18 protein-coding genes and 1 pseudogene are annotated in these 23524 nt (G+C 63.4%); 13 read left to right on the forward strand and 6 right to left on the reverse strand.

Features of this window, described 5'->3' with window-relative positions; genetic code table 11:
* Window positions 1-180: 180 nt before the first annotated feature.
* The 7 genes and pseudogenes from IPP90_13725 (at window position 181) to IPP90_13755 (ending at window position 10225) form a co-directional block, all read left to right on the forward strand.
* Window positions 181-1127, forward strand: a pseudogene (locus IPP90_13725) (sulfide/dihydroorotate dehydrogenase-like FAD/NAD-binding protein).
* Window positions 1128-1130: 3 nt separating this feature from the next.
* Window positions 1131-2648: an NADPH-dependent glutamate synthase gene (gltA, locus tag IPP90_13730; GenBank protein MBL0171755.1), complete on the forward strand. Its 1518-nt coding sequence runs from the start codon at window positions 1131-1133 to the stop codon at window positions 2646-2648.
* Between the two features lie 17 nt (window positions 2649-2665).
* Window positions 2666-4525, forward strand: coding sequence for a 2-oxoacid:acceptor oxidoreductase subunit alpha (locus IPP90_13735; GenBank protein ID MBL0171756.1), 1860 nt, complete (start codon window positions 2666-2668; stop codon window positions 4523-4525).
* Window positions 4526-4531: 6 nt separating this feature from the next.
* A complete protein-coding gene (locus tag IPP90_13740) occupies window positions 4532-5500 on the forward strand; it encodes a 2-oxoglutarate oxidoreductase (GenBank protein ID MBL0171757.1) in 969 nt (322 codons plus the stop codon).
* 114 nt (window positions 5501-5614) lie between these two features.
* Window positions 5615-7822, forward strand: coding sequence for a hypothetical protein (locus IPP90_13745; protein ID MBL0171758.1), 2208 nt, complete (start codon window positions 5615-5617; stop codon window positions 7820-7822).
* 98 nt (window positions 7823-7920) lie between these two features.
* A complete protein-coding gene (locus IPP90_13750; protein MBL0171759.1) occupies window positions 7921-8871 on the forward strand; it encodes a hypothetical protein in 951 nt (316 codons plus the stop codon).
* Between the two features lie 136 nt (window positions 8872-9007).
* Window positions 9008-10225, forward strand: a complete 1218-nt coding sequence (locus IPP90_13755) for a P1 family peptidase (protein ID MBL0171760.1) — start codon at window positions 9008-9010, stop codon at window positions 10223-10225.
* Window positions 10226-10372: 147 nt separating this feature from the next.
* On the opposite strand, the gene gdhA is transcribed toward IPP90_13755, so the two are convergent.
* Complete coding sequence (gene gdhA / locus IPP90_13760; protein ID MBL0171761.1) at window positions 10373-11728, reverse strand: NADP-specific glutamate dehydrogenase; 1356 nt, start codon at window positions 11726-11728, stop codon at window positions 10373-10375.
* A 270-nt stretch (window positions 11729-11998) separates the two neighbouring features.
* Here gdhA and IPP90_13765 point away from each other — a divergent pair, with 270 nt between their 5' ends.
* Entirely contained in the window at window positions 11999-12760 is a 762-nt protein-coding gene (locus tag IPP90_13765) for an SPFH domain-containing protein (GenBank protein MBL0171762.1), read from the forward strand.
* A 22-nt stretch (window positions 12761-12782) separates the two neighbouring features.
* Here the strand turns inward: IPP90_13765 and IPP90_13770 are convergent, their stop codons facing one another.
* The 4 genes from IPP90_13770 to IPP90_13785 form a co-directional block, all read right to left on the reverse strand.
* Complete coding sequence (locus IPP90_13770; GenBank protein MBL0171763.1) at window positions 12783-15155, reverse strand: protein kinase; 2373 nt, start codon at window positions 15153-15155, stop codon at window positions 12783-12785.
* A gap of 94 nt (window positions 15156-15249) precedes the next feature.
* On the reverse strand, window positions 15250-15972 hold the full coding sequence (locus IPP90_13775) for an ABC transporter ATP-binding protein (protein ID MBL0171764.1): 723 nt from the start codon (window positions 15970-15972) through the stop codon (window positions 15250-15252).
* Window positions 15969-17183, reverse strand: coding sequence for an ABC transporter permease (locus tag IPP90_13780; protein MBL0171765.1), 1215 nt, complete (start codon window positions 17181-17183; stop codon window positions 15969-15971). Before IPP90_13780 ends, IPP90_13775 begins: the two co-directional genes overlap by 4 nt.
* A complete protein-coding gene (locus IPP90_13785; protein ID MBL0171766.1) occupies window positions 17173-18252 on the reverse strand; it encodes an efflux RND transporter periplasmic adaptor subunit in 1080 nt (359 codons plus the stop codon). Before IPP90_13785 ends, IPP90_13780 begins: the two co-directional genes overlap by 11 nt.
* 223 nt (window positions 18253-18475) lie before the next feature.
* On the opposite strand from IPP90_13785, the gene IPP90_13790 reads away from it, so the two are divergent.
* The 4 genes from IPP90_13790 (at window position 18476) to IPP90_13805 (ending at window position 22685) form a co-directional block, all read left to right on the forward strand.
* Window positions 18476-20101 (forward strand): M1 family metallopeptidase, encoded by a 1626-nt coding sequence (locus tag IPP90_13790; protein MBL0171767.1) that lies wholly within the window; start codon window positions 18476-18478, stop codon window positions 20099-20101.
* Window positions 20102-20223: 122 nt separating this feature from the next.
* Entirely contained in the window at window positions 20224-20586 is a 363-nt protein-coding gene (locus IPP90_13795; GenBank protein MBL0171768.1) for a hypothetical protein, read from the forward strand.
* A gap of 176 nt (window positions 20587-20762) precedes the next feature.
* Window positions 20763-21266 (forward strand): hypothetical protein, encoded by a 504-nt coding sequence (locus tag IPP90_13800; GenBank protein MBL0171769.1) that lies wholly within the window; start codon window positions 20763-20765, stop codon window positions 21264-21266.
* A gap of 105 nt (window positions 21267-21371) precedes the next feature.
* The gene (locus tag IPP90_13805) at window positions 21372-22685 is read left to right on the forward strand and encodes an aminotransferase class V-fold PLP-dependent enzyme (protein MBL0171770.1); all 1314 of its coding nucleotides are present in this window, start codon (window positions 21372-21374) and stop codon (window positions 22683-22685) included.
* Between the two features lie 6 nt (window positions 22686-22691).
* Here the strand turns inward: IPP90_13805 and IPP90_13810 are convergent, their stop codons facing one another.
* Window positions 22692-23090, reverse strand: a complete 399-nt coding sequence (locus IPP90_13810; protein MBL0171771.1) for a hypothetical protein — start codon at window positions 23088-23090, stop codon at window positions 22692-22694.
* 166 nt (window positions 23091-23256) lie between these two features.
* Between IPP90_13810 and IPP90_13815 the strand changes: the two genes are divergently transcribed.
* Window positions 23257-23523 carry a DUF2277 domain-containing protein gene (locus IPP90_13815; protein ID MBL0171772.1) on the forward strand — a complete coding sequence of 89 codons (267 nt, stop codon included), beginning with the start codon at window positions 23257-23259 and terminating at the stop codon, window positions 23521-23523.
* The last annotated feature ends 1 nt before the right edge of the window (window position 23524 follow it).

Genomic DNA, 23524 nt, shown 5'->3' on the forward strand with positions numbered 1-23524 from the left:
GCTGTGACTTGGGGGCCGTCCTCTGTGCCCCTGCGCGCCCTGCGGTTCAATGATTCCCGACCGGTCGAGGACGCGCTCAACTCCGCCGACAGAACACCAAGGAAACCCCTACAGAAAAGGGGTGTGCACGCGACAAGGCTTCTGGCGGAGCTACACCATCCGCCCGAAAAGGTGATCGCCATGTCGAACTACGAAATCGTGACCCGCGAGGACTTCTCCGATGTCACGTTCCTGCTGGAGGTACGCCACCCGCTGATGGCCAAAGCCGCCAAGCCCGGGAGTTCGTGATTGTGATGCTGAACGAGCATGGCGAGCGCATTCCGCTTACCATCGCCGACTTCGACCGCAAAAAGGGAACGATCACACTCGTTATCCAGGCGGTGGGCAAGACCACCAAACAGATGCAACAGGAGTGCCTGGTGGGCACCTCGCTATACGGGATTGTCGGCCCGATGGGGATCCCCAGTCCGATGATCCACGCCAAGAAGGTGCTCTGCGTTGGCGGGGGACTGGGGGTGGCGCCGATCTTCCCTCAGGCGCGCGGATTCAAGCAGAACGGTGCGTATGTCATTGCGGTCCTTGGGTTCCGAACCAAGGACCTCGTTTTCTGGGAGGACAAGTTCCGCGATGCGTGCGACGAACTCATTCTCTGTACCAATGACGGCTCGGCGGGGATGAAGGGGCTGATCACCGATGGCATCAAGGTGGCGATTGCCAAGCATCCGGACATCGATGAGGTCGTGGCTATCGGTCCACCCATCATGATGAAAGCCACCGCCGACACCACGCGGCCCTACAAGATCAAGACCATGGTGAGTGTGAACCCGATCATGGTGGACGGCACCGGCATGTGCGGCGGCTGTCGGGTGAAGGTGGGTGACCAGGTGAAATTCGGGTGCGTGGATGGACCCGATTTCGACGGGCATCTGGTGGATTTCGACGATCTGATGCTGCGGCTGCAGCGTCACACCAAGGACGAGAAGGCCGCGCAGGAGCGCTGGACCGACAGCTGTCGCATGACGCGGCAGGTTGGCCCAAGCGCCTTGGACGAACTGGCCAAGGGCGGCGCGTCACAAAGTGACCTGCATGAATTGCCCGATCTCACTGAATTCTCGCTGGGAGGCTGAGCGATGGCCAAGAAGAAGACCATCCGCACCATTCCCCAGGAACGCACCCCCATGCGTGAACAGGATCCGCAATGGCGTGCGAAGAATTTCGAGGAGGTGGCCTGCGGCTACACAGTGGAAGAGGCCCTGCGCGAGTCGGAGCGCTGTCTCATGTGTCCCGACCAGCCGTGCGTGTCCGGCTGTCCGGTGGGGATCGACATCCCGGGATTCATCCAGAAGATCAACGAAAAGAATTTCCGCGGCGCCTACGACGTGCTGACCGACACCAACTTGCTGCCGTCCATCTGTGGGCGCGTGTGTCCGCAGGAGAACCAGTGCGAAGGGGTCTGCACGGTTGGCGAATCGCTGGTGTCGGTGGCGATCGGGCGCATGGAGCGGTTTGTCGGCGACACGGCCATCAAGGAAGGGTGGGTCAACATTCCCTACATCGAACCGAACCGGTTCAAGGTGGGGATTGTCGGTTCAGGGCCCGCCGGTATGGCCTGCGCGGCCGACATGGCGAAGGCCGGGTGCGATGTCACGGTATACGAAGCGTTTCATCTGCCCGGCGGCGTGTTGCGATACGGCATTCCGGATTTCCGGCTGCCCAATGCGGTGATTGACGCCGAAATCGAGAACCTGAAGAAATTCGGCGTCACGTTCGAGTGCAATACGTTGGTGGGTCGCCTGTTCACTATCGAGCAGATGATCGACGAGATGGGATTCCATGCCGTGTTCGTTGGCGTGGGTGCCGGCTATCCGACCATGCTCAACATTCCCGGCGATTCGTTGAACGGGGTGTTGTCCGCCAACGAACTGCTGACGCGCTGCAATCTCATGCGTGCGCGCGACTTTCCGGACTTCGACACGCCGTTGCCCATTGGCAAGCGCGTGGCGGTGGTTGGTGCCGGCAACACCGCCATGGACGCCATGCGCGTGTCCCTCCGACTGGGCGCGGAGAAAGTGTACTGCATCTATCGGCGCTCGCGCACCGAAGCGCCGGCGCGCGCCGAAGAGGTGCACCATGCCGAACAGGAGGGCGTGGAGTTCCACTGGCTCACCAGTCCGGTGTCAGTACTGAACGACGGCACGGGCAGTGTGCGCGGGATGCGATGCGTGCGCATGGAACTGGGCGAGCCCGATAGCTCAGGTCGACGCAAACCGGTGCCGGTGGCCGGCAGCGAGTTCGATTTCGACGCGGACCTGATTGTCTATGCCATCGGCACGAACGCCAATCCCATCATGGGTCAGACGTCCCGGATGAAGCTGAACAAGCGGGGGTACATCGGCACCGACGACACGCTCGCCACGTCAGTGGCCGGTGTGTTTGCCGGTGGAGACATTGTCACCGGTGCGGCCACGGTCATCGAGGCGATGGGGGCGGGTCGCAAGGCGGCGCGCAGCATGAAGGCCTACCTTGGCATTCGCGATGTGTCGCTGCCGTATGCCGGCGACGGTGCGAACGGCACCGGCACGTTGTTCGGCATCGACAGCCGAGAACGCAATTTCGCGCGGGTTCGCGTCACTCAGGCGGCCACATGAGCCGCATCGGGACCACCATGATTGAAGTCACCACGCTCACGGAGCACATCGTCGAAATCATCAGTGATTCCGGCGAAGGCGCGCAGAAGTGCGGGCAGTCGATGGGGACCATCGCCGCGCAGATGGGCAACGGCATCTGGACCACCGAGATCATTCCGGCCGAGATTCGACCTCCCGCGCGCAGTGTCGCTGGCGCGAGCGGCAATCGCATCCGCATCGGGGCGGGCTACATCACCAACGGCGGTGATGAGACCGATCTCGTGGTGGCCTTCAACGAACAGGTGCTGCTGGGGCGCGTACGGGCCAAGGCGCTTAAACCCGGCTGCATCATTCTGCTGGAAAGCATGTGGCGCACCCACTCCGACGCCAACGTGGTGGCGTCGTATGTGGAGACGCACGACCGTCTGGTGGCCGCGGGATATGATGTCCGCGAAATCCCGATGGAGCAGGAATGTCGCGCGTTGATGGCCGATGCGAAGAAGGGCAAGAATATGTTCGCGCTGGGGATGCTCTGTCACTTGTACAGTCTGGACATGAAGCTGGCGGTGGACCAGATCGTGAGCACGTTCGGCAAGAAGGACCGGAGTGTCGTCGACCAGAACATCAAGCTGCTTGACGCGGGTCGCCTGTGGGCGGCCGAGCACCTCGATTTCTGCTATCGCATTCCGGCCGTGCGTTCAACCGACCCGCAGATTGTGGTGAACGGCAACACCGCACTGGCGCTTGGCGTGCTGGCATCCGGCATGGAAATCTGCGCCATGTATCCCATCACGCCGGCCACGTCGGCCTCGCACTATCTCTCCGAGGTGTTCGAGAACGTGGGTGGCATGGTGCATCAGGCGGAAGATGAAATCGCCGCGTGCGCGTTTGCCATTGGCGCGTCGTATGCCAGCAAGTGCACCGTGACCATCACCTCGGGCCCCGGATTCTCCCTCAAGCAGGAAGCGATCGGGTTGGCGGTGATGGCGGAGATTCCGCTGGTGGTCGTGAACGTGCAGCGCGGTGGCCCGAGCACCGGGCAGCCTACCAAGATGGAGCAGGGTGACCTGATGACGGCCATCTTCGGCAGCCACGGCGATGCGCCGAAGGTGGTGATGGCGCCGGGCACCATTGAGGAGTGCTTCTACTCGATCATCACGGCGCGCAAGATTGCCGAAACGTTCAACATGGTGGTGGTGGTGCTGTCCGATGCCTCCCTGGCCACATCACAGCAGCCGTTCAAGCGCCCCACGTTCAACCCGGCGTGGGTGGCGCCGCCAGTCGACCAGAGCGCGGTGCCGGAAGGCGCCAAACCGTACGATTGGGACGATACCACGGGCCTGGCCCGTCGTTTCATACCCGGACAGCCCGGCGGCATGCACACGCTCACGGGTCTTGCCCATGACCGTGACAGCCATGTGGCCTACGACGCGGACATCAACGAACAGACACTGCGCTTCCGCAGCCTGAAACTGGCGGCGTTGCAGAAGACGCTCACGCCGCCGCCGGTGTTCGGCGACAAGACCGGTGATCTGCTGGTGGTGGGGTGGGGCAGCACCAAGGGCGCCATCGAGGAAGCCGTCACCTCGATGCGGGCCGAAGGACACAAGGTATCCTCGATGCATCTCCAGTTCCTGCAACCCCTGGCTCCCGGTATCAAGGAAATCATGCAGAGATTCGGGCAGGTGATGACTATCGAGAGCAACTGGAGCGACCGCCCCGGCGACCTGATCATCGACGAATCGAACCGGCGCTATTCGTCGGTCGCGATCCTGCTGCGTTCGCGATTCCTCGTGGATGTCGATTGCTGGAGCGAGGTCCGCGGCCAGCCCATCAAGCCCAGCACCATTCGCCGCGTGATGATGAACAAACTGCAGCAACCCAGCGACGTCAGGTAACCCGTCATGACCACGACCTCCGCCACGCACTGCCTGCTGCAAACGTATGACGAACACCTCAAGCTCGAGGACTATCAGAGCGGGGTGCCGCGCTGGTGCACCGGCTGTGGCGACAACGCCATTCTGGCCGCAGTGCAGCGCCTTTGTCGCGACGAAGGGTTGCGGCCCGAGAAGACCGTGTTCGTCTCGGGTATCGGCTGCTCCAGCCGTTTCCCGCACTACATGAACACCTACGGCTTCCATGGCATTCACGGGCGCGCCCTGCCGGTGGCCGAAGGCGTGAAGATGGCCCGCCCCGATCTCACCGTGTTCGTGAACACGGGTGACGGTGATTGCTGCAGCATTGGCGCGGCGCACTGGATTCATGCGATCCGCTACAACATGAACCTGACCGTGTTTCTGCACGACAACCAGATTTATGGGCTGACCAAGAAGCAGGCATCGCCCACCTCGCCCATTGGCACCAAGAGCAACACGACACCGCGCGGCAGCTATCTGGAAGCGCTGAATCCGCTCACGGTGACGCTCGGCGTGCAGAACGTCTCGTTCGTGGCCCAGGCGGTGGATTGGATTCCCGAGATGCTGTACGATGTGGTGCAGGCGGCCTATCGGCACAAGGGATTGTCGTTCGTACGCATTGTGCAGCGCTGCCCCGAGTGGTTACCCAACTCGCTCAACCCGTGGATGCAGGACCCGAACCGCGTGCAGTTGCTCAAGCACGCGGACGGCCTGCAGTACAGTGCCGGCCTCTCGCGCATCTACACGAATCAACTGGAGCACGATCCCGGCAATATCGATCGAGCGCGCGAAGTGGCCTCCAACGCAGAGTGTATTCCGGTGGGCGTGGTGTATCGCAACGACGAGGTTCCGTGCTACGAAGATCTCCGTCGCTCGGACAAGATGCGCACGCCGGAGCTGACACGGGTTGGCTTGGATGCGGAGTTCGACAAGTACACCGTGTGGCCAAATACGTAGTACCTAGTACCTAGTACTTAGTACTTAGTACTTAGTACTTAGTACTTAGTACTTAGTACTTGGTACTTGGTACTTGGTACTAAGTACTTAGTCCTCCACCAGGCGGATACCGACATGGAAGCGGACACTCAGGCGCAGGTGGCGTTCTTTTTGACGGGCTCACGGCCGGTCAAGTATCTGGACGCGGTCGATGGACTTGGTCTCAAGCCGGCGCTCTTTGCCGGATACCGGGAACTGACGCAGCTCCGCTACGACTTCCCGCTGGTGCTGATGCCGGCGCGGGCCGACGGCGTGTATGCACTGTCGCTCTCCGGTGTGGTGGACCGTGCGCTGGCGTTGGTCGCGCAGGGCAGTGACGGCGAGCGCATTCGCAAGCACGTGCTCCGGGTGGAGCAGACCATTCGCACGCTGATCGCGGACGGGGCGACGGGCTCGCTTTCGACGCTGTGGGATCGGGCCACGCAACATGTAGCGACCGAAACAGATGCGACCGTTTCCGATAGTATCCGCCGGGCCCGCGCCGCAATTGTTGACGACGGCGAGGTCGTCGACTGTGACGCCGCGCTGCCGTCGCGACTATTGCAGCACGCGTGGCGCGCCGTGCAGGCACAGAAGGCGAGTGTGTTTCGTCAGACCACCGATCGCCTGAAGCTCAAGCTGTCGGACATCCTGCGCGCCGATTACGAGCGATCGGAGGAAGGGCGGAGTGCGTCGCATCTGCAAGCCTCATTGGGCGAAGGATTCGGCGGTGCGTTCGACTTCGAGGCCATGTCGCGGCTGCTGGGCAAGGCCTTGCCAAAGGACGCGCTGCCCGAGAGTCGTCGAGCGCGCATTCGCGAACTGCTGGACGTGCTGAACCGTCAACAGTTCTTCCCGACGGGTGACCGTGCGTCGGCGAGCGACGCATCGGCGGTGTATGGGTTCCTCTTTGACAGCTGTGGTGACGCGCTGGCCGCGTTCCGTGCGCGCATGCCGAAGATGATCGAGCTTGCGCGCGCGATTGCCATCGCCGAACTGGAAATCGATTCGCAGTACCGTGAAGCGCCGCACGACGCCCTGTTTGCGCAGTTTGGCGCGAACGGTCTGGATCCGCAGGAATTGGAGCCGTTCCCGGACTATCTGGTGTGCGTGAACGCGGCCAGACTGCAACCGGCCGATCATGTCCAGCTGATGGAGATTCTGGCCTCCGGGTTGCCCATCAAGGTGTTGCTGCAAATCGATGACATTCTTGAAGAGTCCCCGAACAGCGAAGGCAATCTCACGACGGGCATGCGCATCCGGCAGATTGCCAGCATGGCGATGGGTCTCAACGAAGCCTACGTGCTCCAATCGTCCAGCTCCAATCTGTATCGGTTCCGCGATCGTCTGGTGCGAGGACTCAGCAGCCACGGCCCAGCGCTGTTCAGCGTGTTCAGCGGCGCGCGCGGCACCTCCTCCGGCATCTCGCCCTACCTGATGTCCGCCGCGGCGATGGAATCTCGCGCGTTCCCGGCGTTCACCTACGATCCGTCGGCGGGACCGAATTGGGCTTCGCGGTTTTCGCTGGACGCGAATACGCAGGTCGACCTGGACTGGCCGATCGAAGGGTTTACCTACGAGGACGAGGCCAATCAGCGCGTCACCGAGGATGTGGCGTTTACGGTCGTCGACTTTGTCGCCAGCGATGCGCGCTACGCCAAGCACTTGGCCCGTGTGCCCCGCGCGCGGTGGAATGGCAGCATGATCCCCGTGGACCAGTCGCTCACGTTTGAGCGCAAGGGGGTGCCGGACCAGGTGCCGAGCCTGCTGATGGTCGACGAGGGCAACGCGCTGCACAGAGTGATTGCCGATGAACGGTTGATTCGCGAAGCGCGCCGCTGCCGCGAGATGTGGCACAGCCTGCAGGAATTGGGCGGCGTTCACAATTCGCACGCCGAGAACCTGCTGTCCCGGGAGCGGAAGGTCTGGGAGGATCGAGCGCGGGCGGACGCCGAGACGCATACGGAAGAGCACGCCGAGTCAGCGACGGGTCAGGCGCCCGCCGCAATCGCGACGCCGGTGCCGGCGGCCGCGCCGGCCGAAACAGAACGATCCCCCGATGAGGCCTACATCGAGACGGCGCGCTGCTCGACCTGCAACGAGTGCACGACCATCAACAAGAAGATGTTCGCGTACAACGCGAATCAGCAGGCCTACATTGCCGACATCACCGCGGGCACATACGCGCAGCTGGTGGAAGCGGCGGAAAGCTGCCAGGTCTCCATCATCCACCCCGGCAAGCCGCGTAACCAGAACGAACCGGGGCTGGAGCGGTTGTTGGAACGCGCCGCAGCGTTTCCCTGATTGCCGATTGACGCACGTTTGACGGTCTTACGTTAGTAGTGATGACAATGCAGTTGGAGGGTTCCGAATAACCAATTTCAATTTCGAGGTGCCGACGCATGAAGCACGCTTCAATGAAGGTCGCCATGGCCGCGCTCGCTTTTGCGGCGGCGTGTGCTCCTGAACCAACGGCTCCGGACATGAGCGCGCTGACGCCGCGTGCGTCGCAGGCGGTTGTGCCGTCTGCCGGCACCGTGGTCTACAACAACATTCCCAGTCCGCTGCCCGGAAACGTTCCCAGTCAGGGCTACCAGTGCTGCCAGACGGCGGAGCTTGGCGATTACGTGGCGTTGGCCGGAACGGCGCGACGTGCGCGGAGTGCCACCGTGCTGATGAGTAGCTGGTCGCTGCACAGCAACTACCCGACGATGGATGTGGCAGGATACACCCACCCGATCACGCTCAACATCTACAACGTCAACACGTCTGGACCGACGCCGGCGCTGGGTGCCCTTATCGGCACCGTCACGCAGAGCTTCCTGATTCCCTGGCGACCGGCCGCAGATCCGACGTGCCCCGGTGGCACAGCTTGGAGAGCCACTGGTGGTTCGTGCTACAATGGCTTCGCGTTTACCATCGAATTCGACTTGCGGACGCTCGCCCTGACACTGCCCAATGAGTTCATCTTTGGCGTGGCGTTCAACACGAATTCCTGGGGTTATCAGCCCATCGGCCAGCCGGGTCCCTACGAGTCGCTGAACGTTGGCTTCGCTAATGTCGGCGGCGCAGCAGTGCCCCCGTCAGTCGGCGTGGACGTGGAACCCGATGCGGCGTTCTGGAATACCGGCGTGGCCGCATGGTACTCCGACGGCGGTGCGGCCGGCTTCAGCATTTTCCGGCGGGATACCGGCTGGCTTGACTATCCGCCAGCCGTTCGATTCAACACGATTGCGTTGGCGGCCTCGGCGGCCGATTGCAAGAACGGCGGCTGGCAATCGTTGGCTCGCGCCGACGGGAGCGGATTCACCAATCAGGGCGACTGCGTGTCGTACACCCGTAACGGGAAGTAGAGCAGGGCGCCGAAGCATTGGCGCGGCAACTTGTGGTTCACAGGGCGTCCATACGGGCGCCCTGTAGTTTTTTTGACGGTGGCGCATCAAGTTTCCCCCGCCCGATTCGGCGCGCGTCCACCTCTCCCAGGCTCCCATGCGTTACTCGTCCGTTGCACTCGCTGTCGTCGCGACGTGCGCCCTGTCGCTCGACGCGCAATCCAAGCCCCGCGAAAACGATCTCAAGCTCCCCATCGGCGGCACACCCGGTCCGCTCGACGCCATCACCGATGTGCAAGGCGTCGAAGTCGGCCACGCCACACTCATCGCCGGCGGCGGGAAGCTGGTAGTGGGGCAGGGACCGGTGCGCACCGGCGTCACCATTGTGCATCCGCGCGGCAAGGCCAATCCCGATCCCGTGTTTGCATCGTGGTTCACGCTCAATGGCAACGGCGAGATGACGGGAACCACCTGGATCCAGGAAAGCGGCTACCTCGAGGGGCCCATTGGCATTACCAACACGCACAGTGTGGGCGTGGTGCGTGACGCGATCATCAAGTGGGAAGTGACGCAGAAGAACGTGTTGCAGCCGTGGTGGTTGCCGGTGGTGGCCGAAACGTACGATGGCGGTCTGAACGACATCAACGGCTTCCACGTGAAAGAGCAACACGCGCTTGACGCGCTCAACTCGGCGACGGGTGGGCTTCCCAAAGAGGGCGCGGTGGGTGGCGGCACCGGCATGGTATGCCTTGGCTTCAAGGGCGGTATCGGCACCGCGTCACGCAAACTGCCTGCCGCGCAGGGCGGCTACACCGTAGGCGTACTGGTGCAATGCAACTTCGGGTCGCGGCGCGATTTGCGGATTGCCGGGGTGCCGGTGGGCGAGGAGATTCCCGACTTGCAGGCGTGCATTGCCAACAGCGATCCGCTACCAGCCAATTCACCACGCCCTCGTTGCGGTGCAAGCGGTGGAGACGGCGCCGCGGCCAACGCGCCGGAGCAGGGATCGATCATCGTGGTAGTGGCCACCGACGCGCCGCTCATGCCGCATCAGCTCAAGCGCATTGCCACGCGCGTGTCCCTGGGCATTGGGCGTCAGGGCGGATTCGGCGGGAACGGCTCCGGCGATATTTTCGTCGCGTTCTCCACGGCGAATCCGAAAACATGGGCGTCGGATAGTGTCACCACGCTGCAGATGGTGACCAACGATCGGATTTCGCCGCTGTTCCAGGCGACGGCGCAGGCCACCGAGGCGGCGATCACGAACGCCTTGCTGGCCGCCGAGACGACCACTGGAGCGAATGACTTGCGGGTGTACGCGATGCCGTTGGATCGGATGATGGCGGCGATGCGGAAGTACGGGCGGATCAAGTAGGGCGGGCGCGCAGGTAGGTCGGGTGCATTTCCTGAAAAGATTGAACCGCGAAGTTCGCGAAGTTCGCCAAGGGGATCGGAACGGATCCTTGGCGAACTTGGCGAACTTCGCGGTTCAATGGTGTTTGTTTGTGTCTTCGCGTCGCGCTTACATCACCCCGTACGCCAGCATCGCCTCCGCGACCTTCACAAACCCGCCGATGTTGGCACCGTTCACATAGTTCACGAAGCCACTGCCATCGTCGCCGTGCTTCACGCACGTGCCGTGAATGTCCAGCATGATGTGTTTGAGCCGCTCTTCCACTTCCTCGCGGCTCCACACCAGGCGCATCGAGTTCTGCGACTGCTCGAGACCTGACACCGCCACGCCGCCGGCATTCGCCGCCTTGGCCGGGCCGAACAGCACCTTGTTCGACAGCAGCGCATGCACCGCGTCCGGCGTGCTGGGCATGTTCGCACCTTCCGCCACCGCGATCACCCCGTTGGCCACCAGCGCCTTCGCGTCATCCACCAGCAGCTCATTCTGCGTGGCATTGGGAAACGCCAGGTCGCATTTCACCTGCCAGGGCGTCTTGCCGGCGTGGTACGTCGCGCCGGTGTACTTGTCGCAGTATTCCGCGATGCGGCCGCGACGCACTTCCTTGAGGTCCTTGAGCCACTCCAGCTTTTCGGCATCAATGCCGTTCGGATCATGAATGAACCCGCCGGAATCGGACGCGGTGAGTACCTTCGCGCCCAGCTGAATGAGCTTGTCCATGCAGTATAGCGCCACGTTGCCCGAGCCGGAGACCACGGCCGTCTTGCCCTTCACGCCATCGCCGCGGGTGGCCAGCATGGCCTCGGTAAAGAACACCAAGCCGTAGCCGGTTGCTTCGGGACGGATGTTGCTGCCGCCGAATGCCTTGGCCTTTCCGGTAAACACCCCGGTGAACCGATTCTCGAGACGACGATACTGCCCGAACATGTAGCCGATCTCTCGCGCGCCGACACCAATATCCCCGGCGGGCACGTCGGTGCGCTCGCCGATGTGGCGAGAGAGCTCGTTCATGAGCGACTGGCAGAAGCGCATGACCTCGCGATCACTCTTGCCCTTGGGATCGAAATTCGAACCACCCTTGCCGCCGCCCATCGGCAGCCCGGTGAGTGAATTCTTGAACGTCTGCTCGAAACCCAGGAACTTGAGGACGCTGGGGGTCACGCTGGGGTGAAAGCGCATGCCCCCCTTGTAGGGACCGATCGCGCCATTGAACTGGACGCGCCAGGCGCGATTCACGTGGACTTCGCCGCGCTCGTCTTCCCAGGCGACCCGGAATGAAATCAGGCGATCAGGCTCGGCCATACGCTCAAGAATCTTCTCGTCACGATAGCGCTGGTCGTTCAGTACCAGCGGCATGACCGACTCGGCGACTTCGCGTACCGCCTGATGGAACTCCGTTTCGTACGGATTGCGGGCCACGATGTCCTTCATGAACCGCTCGACGGCGGCATGTGCTGATTCAGGCATTTGAGATATGGGTTGGATGAAACGCGGCAGGGCCGGTTGCCAATGCAACAACGCGGCCTCCAGACAGGTGCTTGAACTGCTGCGATCAAAACTGAGAGGTGGAGCAGAGTCGGGCTAGGGTGAATCCGGTCACGCGGCTCGGAGAAAGCCCTACAGCGGGGCGATCCGCCGGTTCAGGGAGTCCTACTCGCCGGTTGCAGCAAATAGTCGTATACTCGGATCGCGGCACCGCAGGCCCCTTCTTCGCCAGTGACCATCATGCCGGAATCCATGCTCATCCCGTCGGCGCTCCTGGCGCTGGCCATTGTCCTCCTCGCGTTGTCGCTCCGCGTGGTCAAGGAATATGACCGGGGCGTGATCTTCTTCCTTGGCAAGTTCACCGGCGTACGCGGACCCGGCCTCATCATCCTGATTCCGATACTGGAACAGATGACCAAGGTGACGCTGCGCACGATCACGATGAACATTCCGTCGCAGAAGATCATCACGAAAGACAACGTGTCGATCGACATTGCCGCAGTCGCGTACTACCACATTGTCGATCCCAAGAAGTCGGTCATCGCCATCGAGAACATCAACTCGGCCATCAACCAGATCAGTCAGACCACGGTACGCAACGTGGTGGGCCAATTCAGCCTCGATCAGTTGCTGTCTCAGACGCTGGATATCAACGCGAAAATCAAGGATGTCATTGATGGACATACGGAGCCGTGGGGTGCGCAGGTCACCGCGGTCGAGATCAAGGACATCACGCTGCCTGACAATATGCAGCGCGCCATGGCCAAGGAGGCCGAAGCAGAGCGCGAGCGTCGCGCCAAAATCGTGGCCGCCGAAGGCGAATTTCAGGCGGCGGTGAAGCTGGGTGAAGCGGCGGATATCATTGCGGCGCATCCGGTGGCACTGCAACTGCGCACTTTGCAGACGATGGCCGAGATCAGCGTCGAGAAGAACTCCACGATCATCTTCCCGGCGCAATTCATGACCACGGTGCACGAGGCCGTCAAGATGATTCGCGGGGACGGGGCGGCGTAGGAGATCGCGATCGTTTGCCCGCTTACTGCGGGATGCCTGCGGTGCGCAGCAGGGCCTGGTAGCGCGGCAATGAACCCAGGGCGCGCTGGACCGTCGGGAATTGCAGGGCGGACAATCCACCCGGCGATCGAAGACGGATGGCGGTTTCGAACTCAGGCATCGCCCGATTGACCTCGCCGATGGCGGCGTAGAGCCATCCCTTACGCGCTGCATCGAGTCCGGGATTGTATGAACGGATCGCGCCGATGGCTTGTATGACAGGGCGTTTCGACGCCGGTGTCGCGTTCATCGTCACGAGAGCCCTTCCGATCTCGGCCAATGGCGGCACCAGCTGGAACTCGCGGCCCATCGTGGCAAAATCGCGCTTCATACCGGCGATCTCGCCAAGCCAAATGTGCGCGAACAGATACGTGGGACTGAGGGTCAGGGCAATGCGCTCGCTGGCCGCCGCGTCGTCGAGTCGCCCGCTGAAGGTGAGCGCCGTCGCATAGGTGTGTCGCACACCGGCCGACGCCGGCTCGAGTTGCACGGCACGCTCGGCTTCGGCCATGGCCTCGTCGTAGCGGCGCAGGGTCGACAGCAGCGCGCTACGCAGCGTGCGCGCCTGCGCGTTGTCGGGATCCAGGCGCAGCGCAACACCGAACTCGCGGTCGGCTTCGGCCCATCGCCAGCTGCCATCGGAGAGCACTGCGCCCAGCGAGACACGGGCCTCGCTGAGCGTGCTGTCGAGCGCGATGGCGCGACGGGCCGCCGAGGCGGCCTTGGTGAATGCCACGGAGTCGGAGACTTTCGCCTGTGGGAAGTACGGCATGCTGGCGTAGGCGTCGGCGAGGCCGGCCCAGGCGCGCGCGTATGCTGAATCCCGCGTGACCGCCTGTGTGAAGAATGCGACCGCCTCGCGTATTCCCTGTTCCGAGGACTTGGCCAAGCTGAACCGTCCCTGCAGGTACGCGTTGTGGGCCTCCGGATCGACGGTTTCCACGCGCTGAATCGCCTGCCGCTCGCCCGCGAGCAGCGTCAGGTTGAGCGCACTGGCCACCTGCTCGGCTATCTGCGCCTGCACCTTGAAGAGCTCGCCCGGCGCCAAGCCGGCGGTCATGCGATCGGTCCAGAGCGGGGTGTCGGCGTCGGCGCGCACCAACTCCGGCGTGACACGGACTTGTCCGGTGCCATCGGCCAGCCGCTCGGTGCGCACGGTTCCCTCGAGCACGTACGTCACGCCCAGTTCCTTCGCGATCTCGCGCAGCGGTTTGGTCGATCCCTTATAGCTCAGTGACGTGGTGCGCGAGATCGTGCCGATCGAGGAGATCGTGGTGAGGCGCGAGGTAATCTCCTCGGTGAGGCCGTCGGCGAAGAACTCGTCTTCGGCCGAGCCGATATTGCGGAAGGGCAAAACGGCGATGAGCGGCCGCTCGGCTGCCTTGCCTGACGTTGATGATCGCAGGCTGAACCAGATGCCGACGCCCGCCACGACAATCACCGCAGCGCCGACGAACCACACCATGCGGCGGCGTGTGCCCCGCGTTGCCGTCGCGAGCGTGGGCGACGACCTATCGCCTGTCGTCGGTGCGCGCAGCGCGGCGATGAACTGCGCGGGCGTCTGGAAACGATCGGCCGGCGCCTTGGCCATCGCCCGCGCCAGTGCGACCGCGACGTGAGGCGGCGCGAGCGGTCGCAGCTGAGTCACTTCTGGCGGCGGAGTGACCAGGTGCTGGCGCATGAGACTTTCTTGCGTGGGTCCCGAGAACGGGGGCTGTCCGGCCAGCATCTCGTAGAGGACACACCCCAGCGCGTACACATCGCTGCGCCCGTCGAGTTCGCGCTCACCGGCGGCCTGTTCCGGGCTCATATACGCCGGCGAGCCCACGACAATTCCCGTGCCGGTCAGCGTGCTGCCGCGCACTTCGGACAACGCGCGCGCGATGCCGAAGTCGGCTACCCGCGCCTGGTTACCCGAGAGCAGGATGTTGTCGGGCTTGATGTCGCGGTGTACGACACCCAGCGCATGCGCGTAGGTGAGCGCGTCGCCCACGGCGCGCGTGATGTCGAGCGCATCGTCGACTGGCAGTTGCCGTTCGCGCGATAACCGTTCGCGCAGTGACTCGCCACGCACGAACGGCATCACGTAGTAGAGGATGCCATCAGCATTGCCGGAGTCGAGCAGCGGCAGTATGCCGGGATGGTCGAGGCGGGCCGTGACGGCGATCTCGCGCAGGAAACGGTCGGCGCCGAGTGCGCCAGCGACTTCGGCGCGGAGCACTTTGATGGCGACCTCGCGACCGTGTCGCAGGTCTTCGGCCAGGTACACGGTCGCCATGCCACCCGCGCCGATCTCGCGGATCACGCGGTAGCGGTCGGCGAGCGCCGATGTCAGTTGGCCGAGCGTGTCACCCATGGGTGGGAAACTAACTCCGAGTACGGGGTCAGCGCTGCACGATGTGACGATGGAGTATGCCGCACGTGAAGGCGCCGCGGAATCGTACAGGCCATCACGTCGATTCGTGGGGACGGGGTGTGATCGCCACCGGCTCATCGCTTACGACGCGCCCGTCGAGAATCCGCACTACGCGATCGCTCTCCGCCGCAATCGCCTCGTCGTGCGTGCTGATGAGAAACAATGTCCCGAGTTCGGCACACAGTTCCCGCATGAGCACGAGCACCTGCTCGCCCGTGTCCCGATCGAGATTGCCGGTGGGTTCGTCGGCGAGAACGATGTCGGGGGCATTCATCAGCGCGCGGGCAATCGCCACGCGTTGCTTTTGACCGCCGGACAGCTTGGTGGCGCGAAAGTGCATGCGATCGGCCAATCCCACTCGGCGCAACAGCTCCACGGCGCGCGCGCGGTCGGCGTCCGGGGTATGACTCCGTCGCGGGTACGACGGAAACAGCACATTCTCCAGCGCGGTGAAGTCTGGCAACAGATGGTGAAACTGGAACACGAAGCCAATGTGCAGATTGCGAAATCGCGTGACCGATTGCTCGTCGAGGGTGCTGAGTCGATTGCCCACCAGCTCCACTTCGCCACTGGTGGGTTTGAGCAGCGTGCCGAGAATGGCGAGCAAAGTGCTCTTGCCACTGCCGGACGGGCCCATAAGTGCCACGAATTCGCCGCGACGGAAGGTGAGGTCGATGCCCTTCAGGACCTTCGTTTCCTCTTCGCCATCCACGTACGTCTTGGTGAGATCCGAGAGACGCAGCACGACGTCGGTCATTGCTGGATGACCTCGACCGGGTCGACGCCGCTGGCGATGCGCGCCGGCAGCAGTGCCGCAATGGTGGAGGCGACTGTGGCGATCGAGACGGCAAGCCAGTATTCACCCAGTGCGGGATCCACCGGGAGGCCGAGCGAGCCATCAGCGCGCCGAGTGACGATGGTGATGAGGTTGGCGAATCCGTACCCGAGGCCCGCCCCAAGCAGTGAGCCGAACAGTCCGATGAAAAATCCCTGGAGCACGAAAATCCAGGTCACCGACGCACGCGAGACGCCCATGCTGCGCATGATGCCGATTTCGGACTTGCGCCGGATGGCCGACAGCAGGAGCTGACTGGCGACCGCGATGATGATCAGCAACACGGCGAAGAACTTCACCAGATCGCCCGTGCTGCCCTGTGCGGTGAGCGCGTCCTGCAATCGCCCGTTCTCCTGGATCCAGTCCACGCCTTCGAGTCCGGTCAGGGCCGAGAGGCGTTCGGCCAGTGCCGGCGCCGCGAAGATGTCGGTGATCTTGAGTTCGATGCGAGTGACGGCGCCCACCACCTCGAACATGCTCTGCGCCGTGGCCAGATCGGTGAAGGCGAGTCGCTCGTTGGCCGAGGCGTTCTTCACGTCGAACACGCCGCGAATGAGGAGCGCCCGCTCGCGCCCACGATCGCTGCGAATGCGCAGGCGTTGGCCCGTCGTGACGCCCAGCTGTTCGGCGATCTTCACGCCAATCAATACTTCGCCTGGTGCCAATGCTGACGTGCCACGCTCAATACCGGCCGCGATGTCAATCATGGCGCTTTCTTTGCCCGGCTCATAGCCGGTCACTTGCACCGGGAGGATCTTCTCACCGCGTTGGATGAACCCCGCGCCCGCCACGGATGCCGCGACGCTCACCACGCCAGGGAGTCGTTCGACCGATTGAACAATGTCCCGCCACCCGTTGATGACCGCGCGTGGTTCGTTGCCACGCTGGACCGCCAGTAGCGTTCGGACGTCGGCGCGCTCGCGCAGTTGGCGCGGCAATCGCGGCGCCGGCTGCAGCCGTACATGAGCGATGTTGCCGATCACGTCGTTGGTGAGGCTGACCGCGAGGCCGTTGATCAGCGCGGCCATGAACGTGAACACGACAATCCCAACGGCGACGCCGGAAAATATCAGCAGTGTCTGCAATCGTCCGCTGCGGATATAGCGCAGCGCCACGCGAAGCTCAAAGGGCATCGGGTCCCGGCTTGGTACGCACGACCAGGCCCGCCCGAACGAGCTTTGGCGAGAGCGCCATCGTATCACCCGGCTTGATCCCGCCGGTCACGACAATGTGCGGTGACGGCCAGTCGATCACCTGGACCGGTTGTCGCACGATGGTATCGCGGCGCACCAGCATCACATACGGCTCGCCGCCGAGCCCCGCAACGGCGGCACGGGACACGGTGGTCGCTGCGGGATGCGTGGCAACAACCAGATTCACGTCCACCGAAAGCCCGGCTGGTAGCCGAGGCGCCACACCGACGAACGCCAACCGCACTGGCACGGCGCCGCTGGATTCACTCACCCGGCGGCCGATGGTGCTCACTCGCGCCGCGAGCTGCTGACGCTCGCCAGTGAGCGGCGAGACGGTCGCGTCGAGTCCTACGCGCAGTTCGCCGAGGTACTGCTCGTCGATCTCCACTGCAATCTCGGCGCCGGTGGCGGTGGCGAGCTCGTAGAGTACCGTTTGTGGTGTGACGTTCTGTCCTGGATCAACCGGACGAGCCAGCACATAGCCGTCGATGGGCGACACCAGCGTGAAGTCCCGCAAGCGGGATTCCGACTCGCTCACCAGGGCTTCGAGTTGACGCACCGTTTCGCGTGCGGTTTCGAGCGCGAACTTGGCAGTCTCCACGTCGCGCGGTGCTACGCCGCCGGAGGCAAGTAGGGTCTCCAGTCGCTTGTACTCGAGTTCGCGTTGCTGGACATCGAGACGGCGCGCGTTCACTTGCGAGCTGGCCTGACGGATGGCGGCGCGCGTCGTTTGCGCATCGAGCCGGGCCAGCACGTCGCCCCGTCGCACTGCGTCGCCTTCCTCATGCGTGAGTGAGAGAATGGTGCCGGCCACCAACGACTGCACGCGATTGGCCAGGCGCGGGCGAACCCGGCCGGTCAGGGCCAATACGCGCACGGCATTCTCCGTGCGGGCCGTTGTGACTTCAACGAGGGGCGGCCGTGCGGCGAGGCGGCCATAGCCCGTATACAGCGCCCCGGCGATGGCCAGCAGGACGACCAGGGGCAGGAATCGGCGGAGCGTGCGCATCGAGAGGGGTTAAGGAGATCCGGCAGGGAGCTGAACGCTGCCGGACCTTCAAAGGATCCACAGTTCCGGGCGCAGACGCAATGTGACGTTTGCCCGGTACTCACTGGCCGAAGACGGGGCGGAACGATTGATTGGGTCGTTGGCGGAACGCGTACCGGCGCCTCCTCTCAGTTCGAGGGCAGGCGCCCGGCGGATGTCGTCCTCAAGCGGAGCTACCCAGCGCATGCTCGTCACTCTCGTCTCCTTCTTGCTGCTGTTTTCCCCAGGTTTCGCACCGAGTCTGGATGCGTATGCACGGCAGCCGCTGGATGTCGAGCACTACCGTTTCGCGCTCGCGCTTTCTGACAGCACCGATCGCATCGCCGGTGAGGCGACCGTGCGCATGCGAGTGTTGGCGCCGCTCGCCACGGTCTGGCTTGACTTGGCAACCGTCAGTTCGGCGCGGCAGGGACGCGGCATGACGGTGAGTTCGGTCACGCGGAACGGCACATCGCTGCGTTTTACGCATGCCGACGATCACCTGACCATGACGCTGGACAAGGCGGTGGCCGCGGGCGAAACCATCGAGCTCGTGGTGCGGTACGGGGGCATTCCTGCCGACGGGATGCAAATCAAACCCAACCCGCATGGCGACCGCACGTTCTTCTCGGACGATTGGCCCAACAAGGCCCATCATTGGCTGCCAATGATCGACCACATCGCCGACAAGGCTACCATGGAAATGAACGTGGTCGCACCGGCGCACTATCAGGTGATCTCCAACGGACTCCGCATGGAGGAAACGGACCTGGCTGGCGGTATGCGCCGCACCGTGTGGCGCGAGTCGGTCCCGATTGCCCCGTGGCTCTATGCGTTGGGGGTAGCGCGTTTCGCCGTGCAACATGTCGGCGACTACCACGGCGTGCCACTGGAGACGTGGGTGTTTGCGCAGGATCGCGACAAGGGCTTCTACGACTTCGCGGTGCCCACGAAGGATGTGCTGTCGTTCTACAGCGAGTTCGGGGGGCCGTATTCGTACGAGAAGCTGGCCAATGTGCAGTCCAACTCGGTGAGCGGTGGCATGGAGTCGGCGTCAGCCATTTTCTACTCGGCGGGCAGTGTGTCCGGCACGCGGTCGCTGCGGTGGCGCAACGTGGTCATCCACGAGATTGCGCACCAGTGGTTTGGCAACGCGGTCACGGAGAATGACTGGAACGACGTCTGGTTGAGCGAAGGATTCGCCACGTACTTCACGCTGTTGTTCATCGAACATGCGTACGGCCGCGACGAGTTCGCCGATGGACTGCGCAGTTCGCGCAAAACGGTGCTGGACTTCTACGCCAAGACGCCCGACTACCGCGTGGTGCACGAAAACCTGTCGGACATGGCGCAGGTGACCACCGGCATGACGTACCAGAAGGGCAGCTGGACGCTGCACATGCTGCGCCAACTGATGGGTGACGACAGGTTCTGGACCGGCATTCGCGACTACTACGCGCGCTTCCAGAACAAGAATGCCTCCACCACCGATTTCCGTTTGGCCATGGAGCGCGCGTCGGGGCTCGATCTGCAGGCGTTCTTCCAGCAATGGCTGTATCGCGGTGGCGTGCCAGCGCTTGAAGGCACCTGGCAGTGGAATGCCACGGCGAAACAGCTGGTGGTGGAGGTGTCGCAGACACAAGCGGGCGAACCGTTTCGGTTGCCCGTGGAGATCGGGATGACGCTGCCGGGGGCACGCGTGCGAACAGAACGGTTCGAACTCACCGGGCGATCGGGACGGTTTACCGTCGCGATTGATCAGGAACCGACTGCCGTGGAACTCGATCCGCACGTGCGACTCCTGATGGATGGTCGACTCACGCACCGGTAGCACCCCGCCGACGCAGGTGCGGGAACGACGGACAGGAGATCGGGGTTTCCCCGACACGGTATTCCTGCGGCCAACGTAGCGATCAGACAGGGAATGTCCGTTCCGTCACTACGGAGGCAAAGATGATTGCCGATCGCCGCTGGCCCCGAGGTTTGGTGATCGCCGGGCTTGTCGCCATGGTTCTGGGTGCCGTCGATCCCATGGAAGGGTCGATTGTCATCCTCGCCGGTTCTGCCCTCGCGGCACTTGGCAGTTCGTTAACCCATAGTCGTCACGCGCCCATGTTGCTGTGGTCGTTCGCGCTGGTGCTCTTTGGCGTCGGCTCCATGTGGGTGTTCAGCTTCTTTGGCGGCTTCGGCGGCACGACGGGTACATCGAAATGGTGGATGGTGACCATCGTGCCATATCCGATTGGCTGGCTGCTCGGGCTGCTTGGCTGCTGGCGGCGCCTGCATGAGGCACCGAACGTATCCACCGCTACGTGATGGTCAGCGGGACCGCCGGGAGGGCCCTGGCGTAGCGAGTGGCGCGACTAGCGCGAGTGACTTGAGTCGGCGGCTACGCGTCACGCCTGGACGACCCGTCGTGCGGCGGGAGTAGCGGCAATGGGGTGGAGTACGGCGCATACAGTTGGAATGCCACGACGGGTGCGTTCGCATTCGTGACTGGCCCCGTCGATTCGAACGGCGGGTGCGGCGTCTTCAACAGCATCTCAACGCCGCAGGCGGGATTGAGTGGCACGCTGGTGAAGAACGGCAACGTGCTGACGCTCACCGTCGCTGGTGGCACGATGGTGTTCACGGCGGTCACGTCCACGCCGAGCACGTTTCTTGGCAGCTTTCAGGTCGCCAACGAGCAGGACGGTAGCGTGATTCTGCTCCAACCGGACAATACCTACCTGGTCGTTCATACGCAGGTGAACGGCGCTGGGAATACCGGCATTAGCCTGGGGTACGAGCGCGGCTGCTACACGGCGACCGGCGCAACGCTCACATTCAGCCTCTCGGCGTCCTGTCGGCCTGATGGGCTACCGGCGCTGGATCTCAATGGCAAAGCGGGCTTCTCAGACGGCGGGTTGGGCGTCCCGATTCCCTACGTCATCACCGGACCCAACACGATCACCTTCGGGGGAGACACGTTTCTGATACGCATCCTGCAGAATTGAGGAGCGTGGCCTCCAAACGGTCCGATCGCTCTGGACGGACGTTCGTAACCAACCGACTATTCAGGAGTCACCGCATCGGCCTGCGTCACCCCATCGGAGCACCTCATGTCCAGCCGCCCAGCCCGACGTCAGTTCCTGTCGCAACTCGCCGCGTCCGGCGCGCTCGCGGCCGGCTTTGCGCCGACGTTTCGCTTCGATCCGCCAAACGGGCTGCCTGACGATACGCCCTTTGCGCCAAACGCCGAGGATTCAGACGCCAAGGTCTTCGCCGCGGCGCGCAAGCAGTTTCTCTTCCCAACCAACGTTACGTACTGCAACACCGGCACGCTTGGCGCGTCCCCGCGTGAAGTGATGACGGCGCTCGTGGGTGGTCTGCAGAATCTGGAACGAGACCTCCCCGACTGGCCGTATTTTCAGGCCGATGGCGAGCCGCTGACCGGCTATCAGCAGCTGGCTGACTTTCGTGCCGAAGCGGGCGCGTTCATCAATGCACCGGTGGACGAGATTGCCTTCACGCAGAACGCAACGATGGGCATGAGCATGATTGCCAATGGACTTGACCTGGCGTCAGGTGACGAGGTGGTTACTACCGATCAGGAGCATTCCGGCGGCATTGGCGGCTGGCTGTTGCGCGGCAAGCGGCATGGGGTCGTGGTGAAACAGGTCCCCATGGAGGCCGCATTCGCGAAGGGGCCCGACGCGATTGTGCAGGCGTTCGCCGACGCCATCACGCCGCGCACGCGGGTGGTGATGTTCAGCCAGATCACGTCGGGGTTGGGCGTACGACTGCCCACACGCGAATTGTGCACGCTGGCGCACGATCGCGGCGCCCTGGCCATTGTGGATGGCGCGCAGGCCATTGGTCAGGTCAAGGTGGACGTCAAGCAACTGGGATGCGACGCGTACGTAGCCAGCCCGCACAAGTGGCTGTTGGCCCCCAAGGGCACGGGCATTCTGTACATCACGCGGGCACTGCAGCCGCGGGTATGGAGCACGCTGGCCAGTGGCGGTTTTGACGACGACACCACCGGCGCGTTTCGCTTCATGCACTACGGCACGGGGAGTCTGCCCGTGATGCACGGCCTGCGCGCGGCCATCAAGTTCATCAGTGCCATTGGTATTGACCGCATCGAGCGCTGGGACGGCATGCTGACCAAACGTTTGCGTGACGGATTGGCACGCATTCCGTTGGCGCGCGTGGCGTCACCCGGTGACGCCCGTCTGGCGGCCGGGATCACCACGTTCTCGTTCAACGGTCAGCCGGGGCGCGACCTGCAGAATGCCCTCTGGGAGCGGAAGATTCGCGTGCGGGCGCAGGGCGGGAGTCGAGGCGTGCGGCTATCCGCGCACCTGTACGTCAGTCCGGCCGATATCGATCGGGTGGTCGAGGTGACGGCGGCGATGAAGCGAATCGGGTAAGTATGGTCAGCAGTTGCTGACACCAACTATTGTTCGCAACAGGCACGGAAAATTCGAGTCGGTGCCGGCCCGGTATAGCGTGAAGTCCACCACCACCGTCCCGTTCGAGGTGACCGTCACGGTCTTTGTCAGGGAGGTCGTGGAGACGTAGCCTTCGCGCGGGATGACCCGCACGAGATACACGCCGGCGTCAGCGACTCCGATGTCGACGGTGCCGTCACCCTGTGTGCGGGTGTCGAGTCGCGTCGCCGTTGGCAGTGTCACGATCACCTGGTTGCGGCCCGCTGGCGCGCCGCGGTCATCCCGCAGGCGGATACTGATGACTGTCGCGTCGGGGGCGGTGGCGCCGCGGGAGCTGCATGACGCGAGACCGACGAACAGCAGGACGGTGATGAGCGGGCGCATGGGAAGTCCTCAAACTGAATCCGTGTCGTGAAGACGGTGCGACGATCCCCACTCCTGAAATGAACCAAAGGCCCGGCGGGCGGGCAAGAGGAAGCCGCTGGCGAAGTCCATCCGGCGCACTCACTTTTATCCGGCCGCCACCGACCCACTGCCAGAGGAGCACCGCATGTGCCGCAATATCAAGACGCTTGCCAATTTCGAGCCACCCGCGACCGACGGCGAGATCCGCGCGTCCGCCCTGCAATTCGTGCGCAAACTGAGCGGGTCCACGCGTCCGTCAAAGGCGAACGAAGCGGCGTTCAACCGCGCTGTCGATGACGTGACGTTGGCCGCGGAGCGGCTCGTGCGATCCATGACCACGAACGCGCCGCCGCGCACACGCGAAGAGGAACTGGAGAAGGCGCGGGCGCGCAATCTCAAGCGATTCGGGTGAA

The organism is Gemmatimonadaceae bacterium (genome assembly GCA_016720905.1).
Taxonomy (GTDB): Bacteria; Gemmatimonadota; Gemmatimonadetes; order Gemmatimonadales; family Gemmatimonadaceae; genus Gemmatimonas.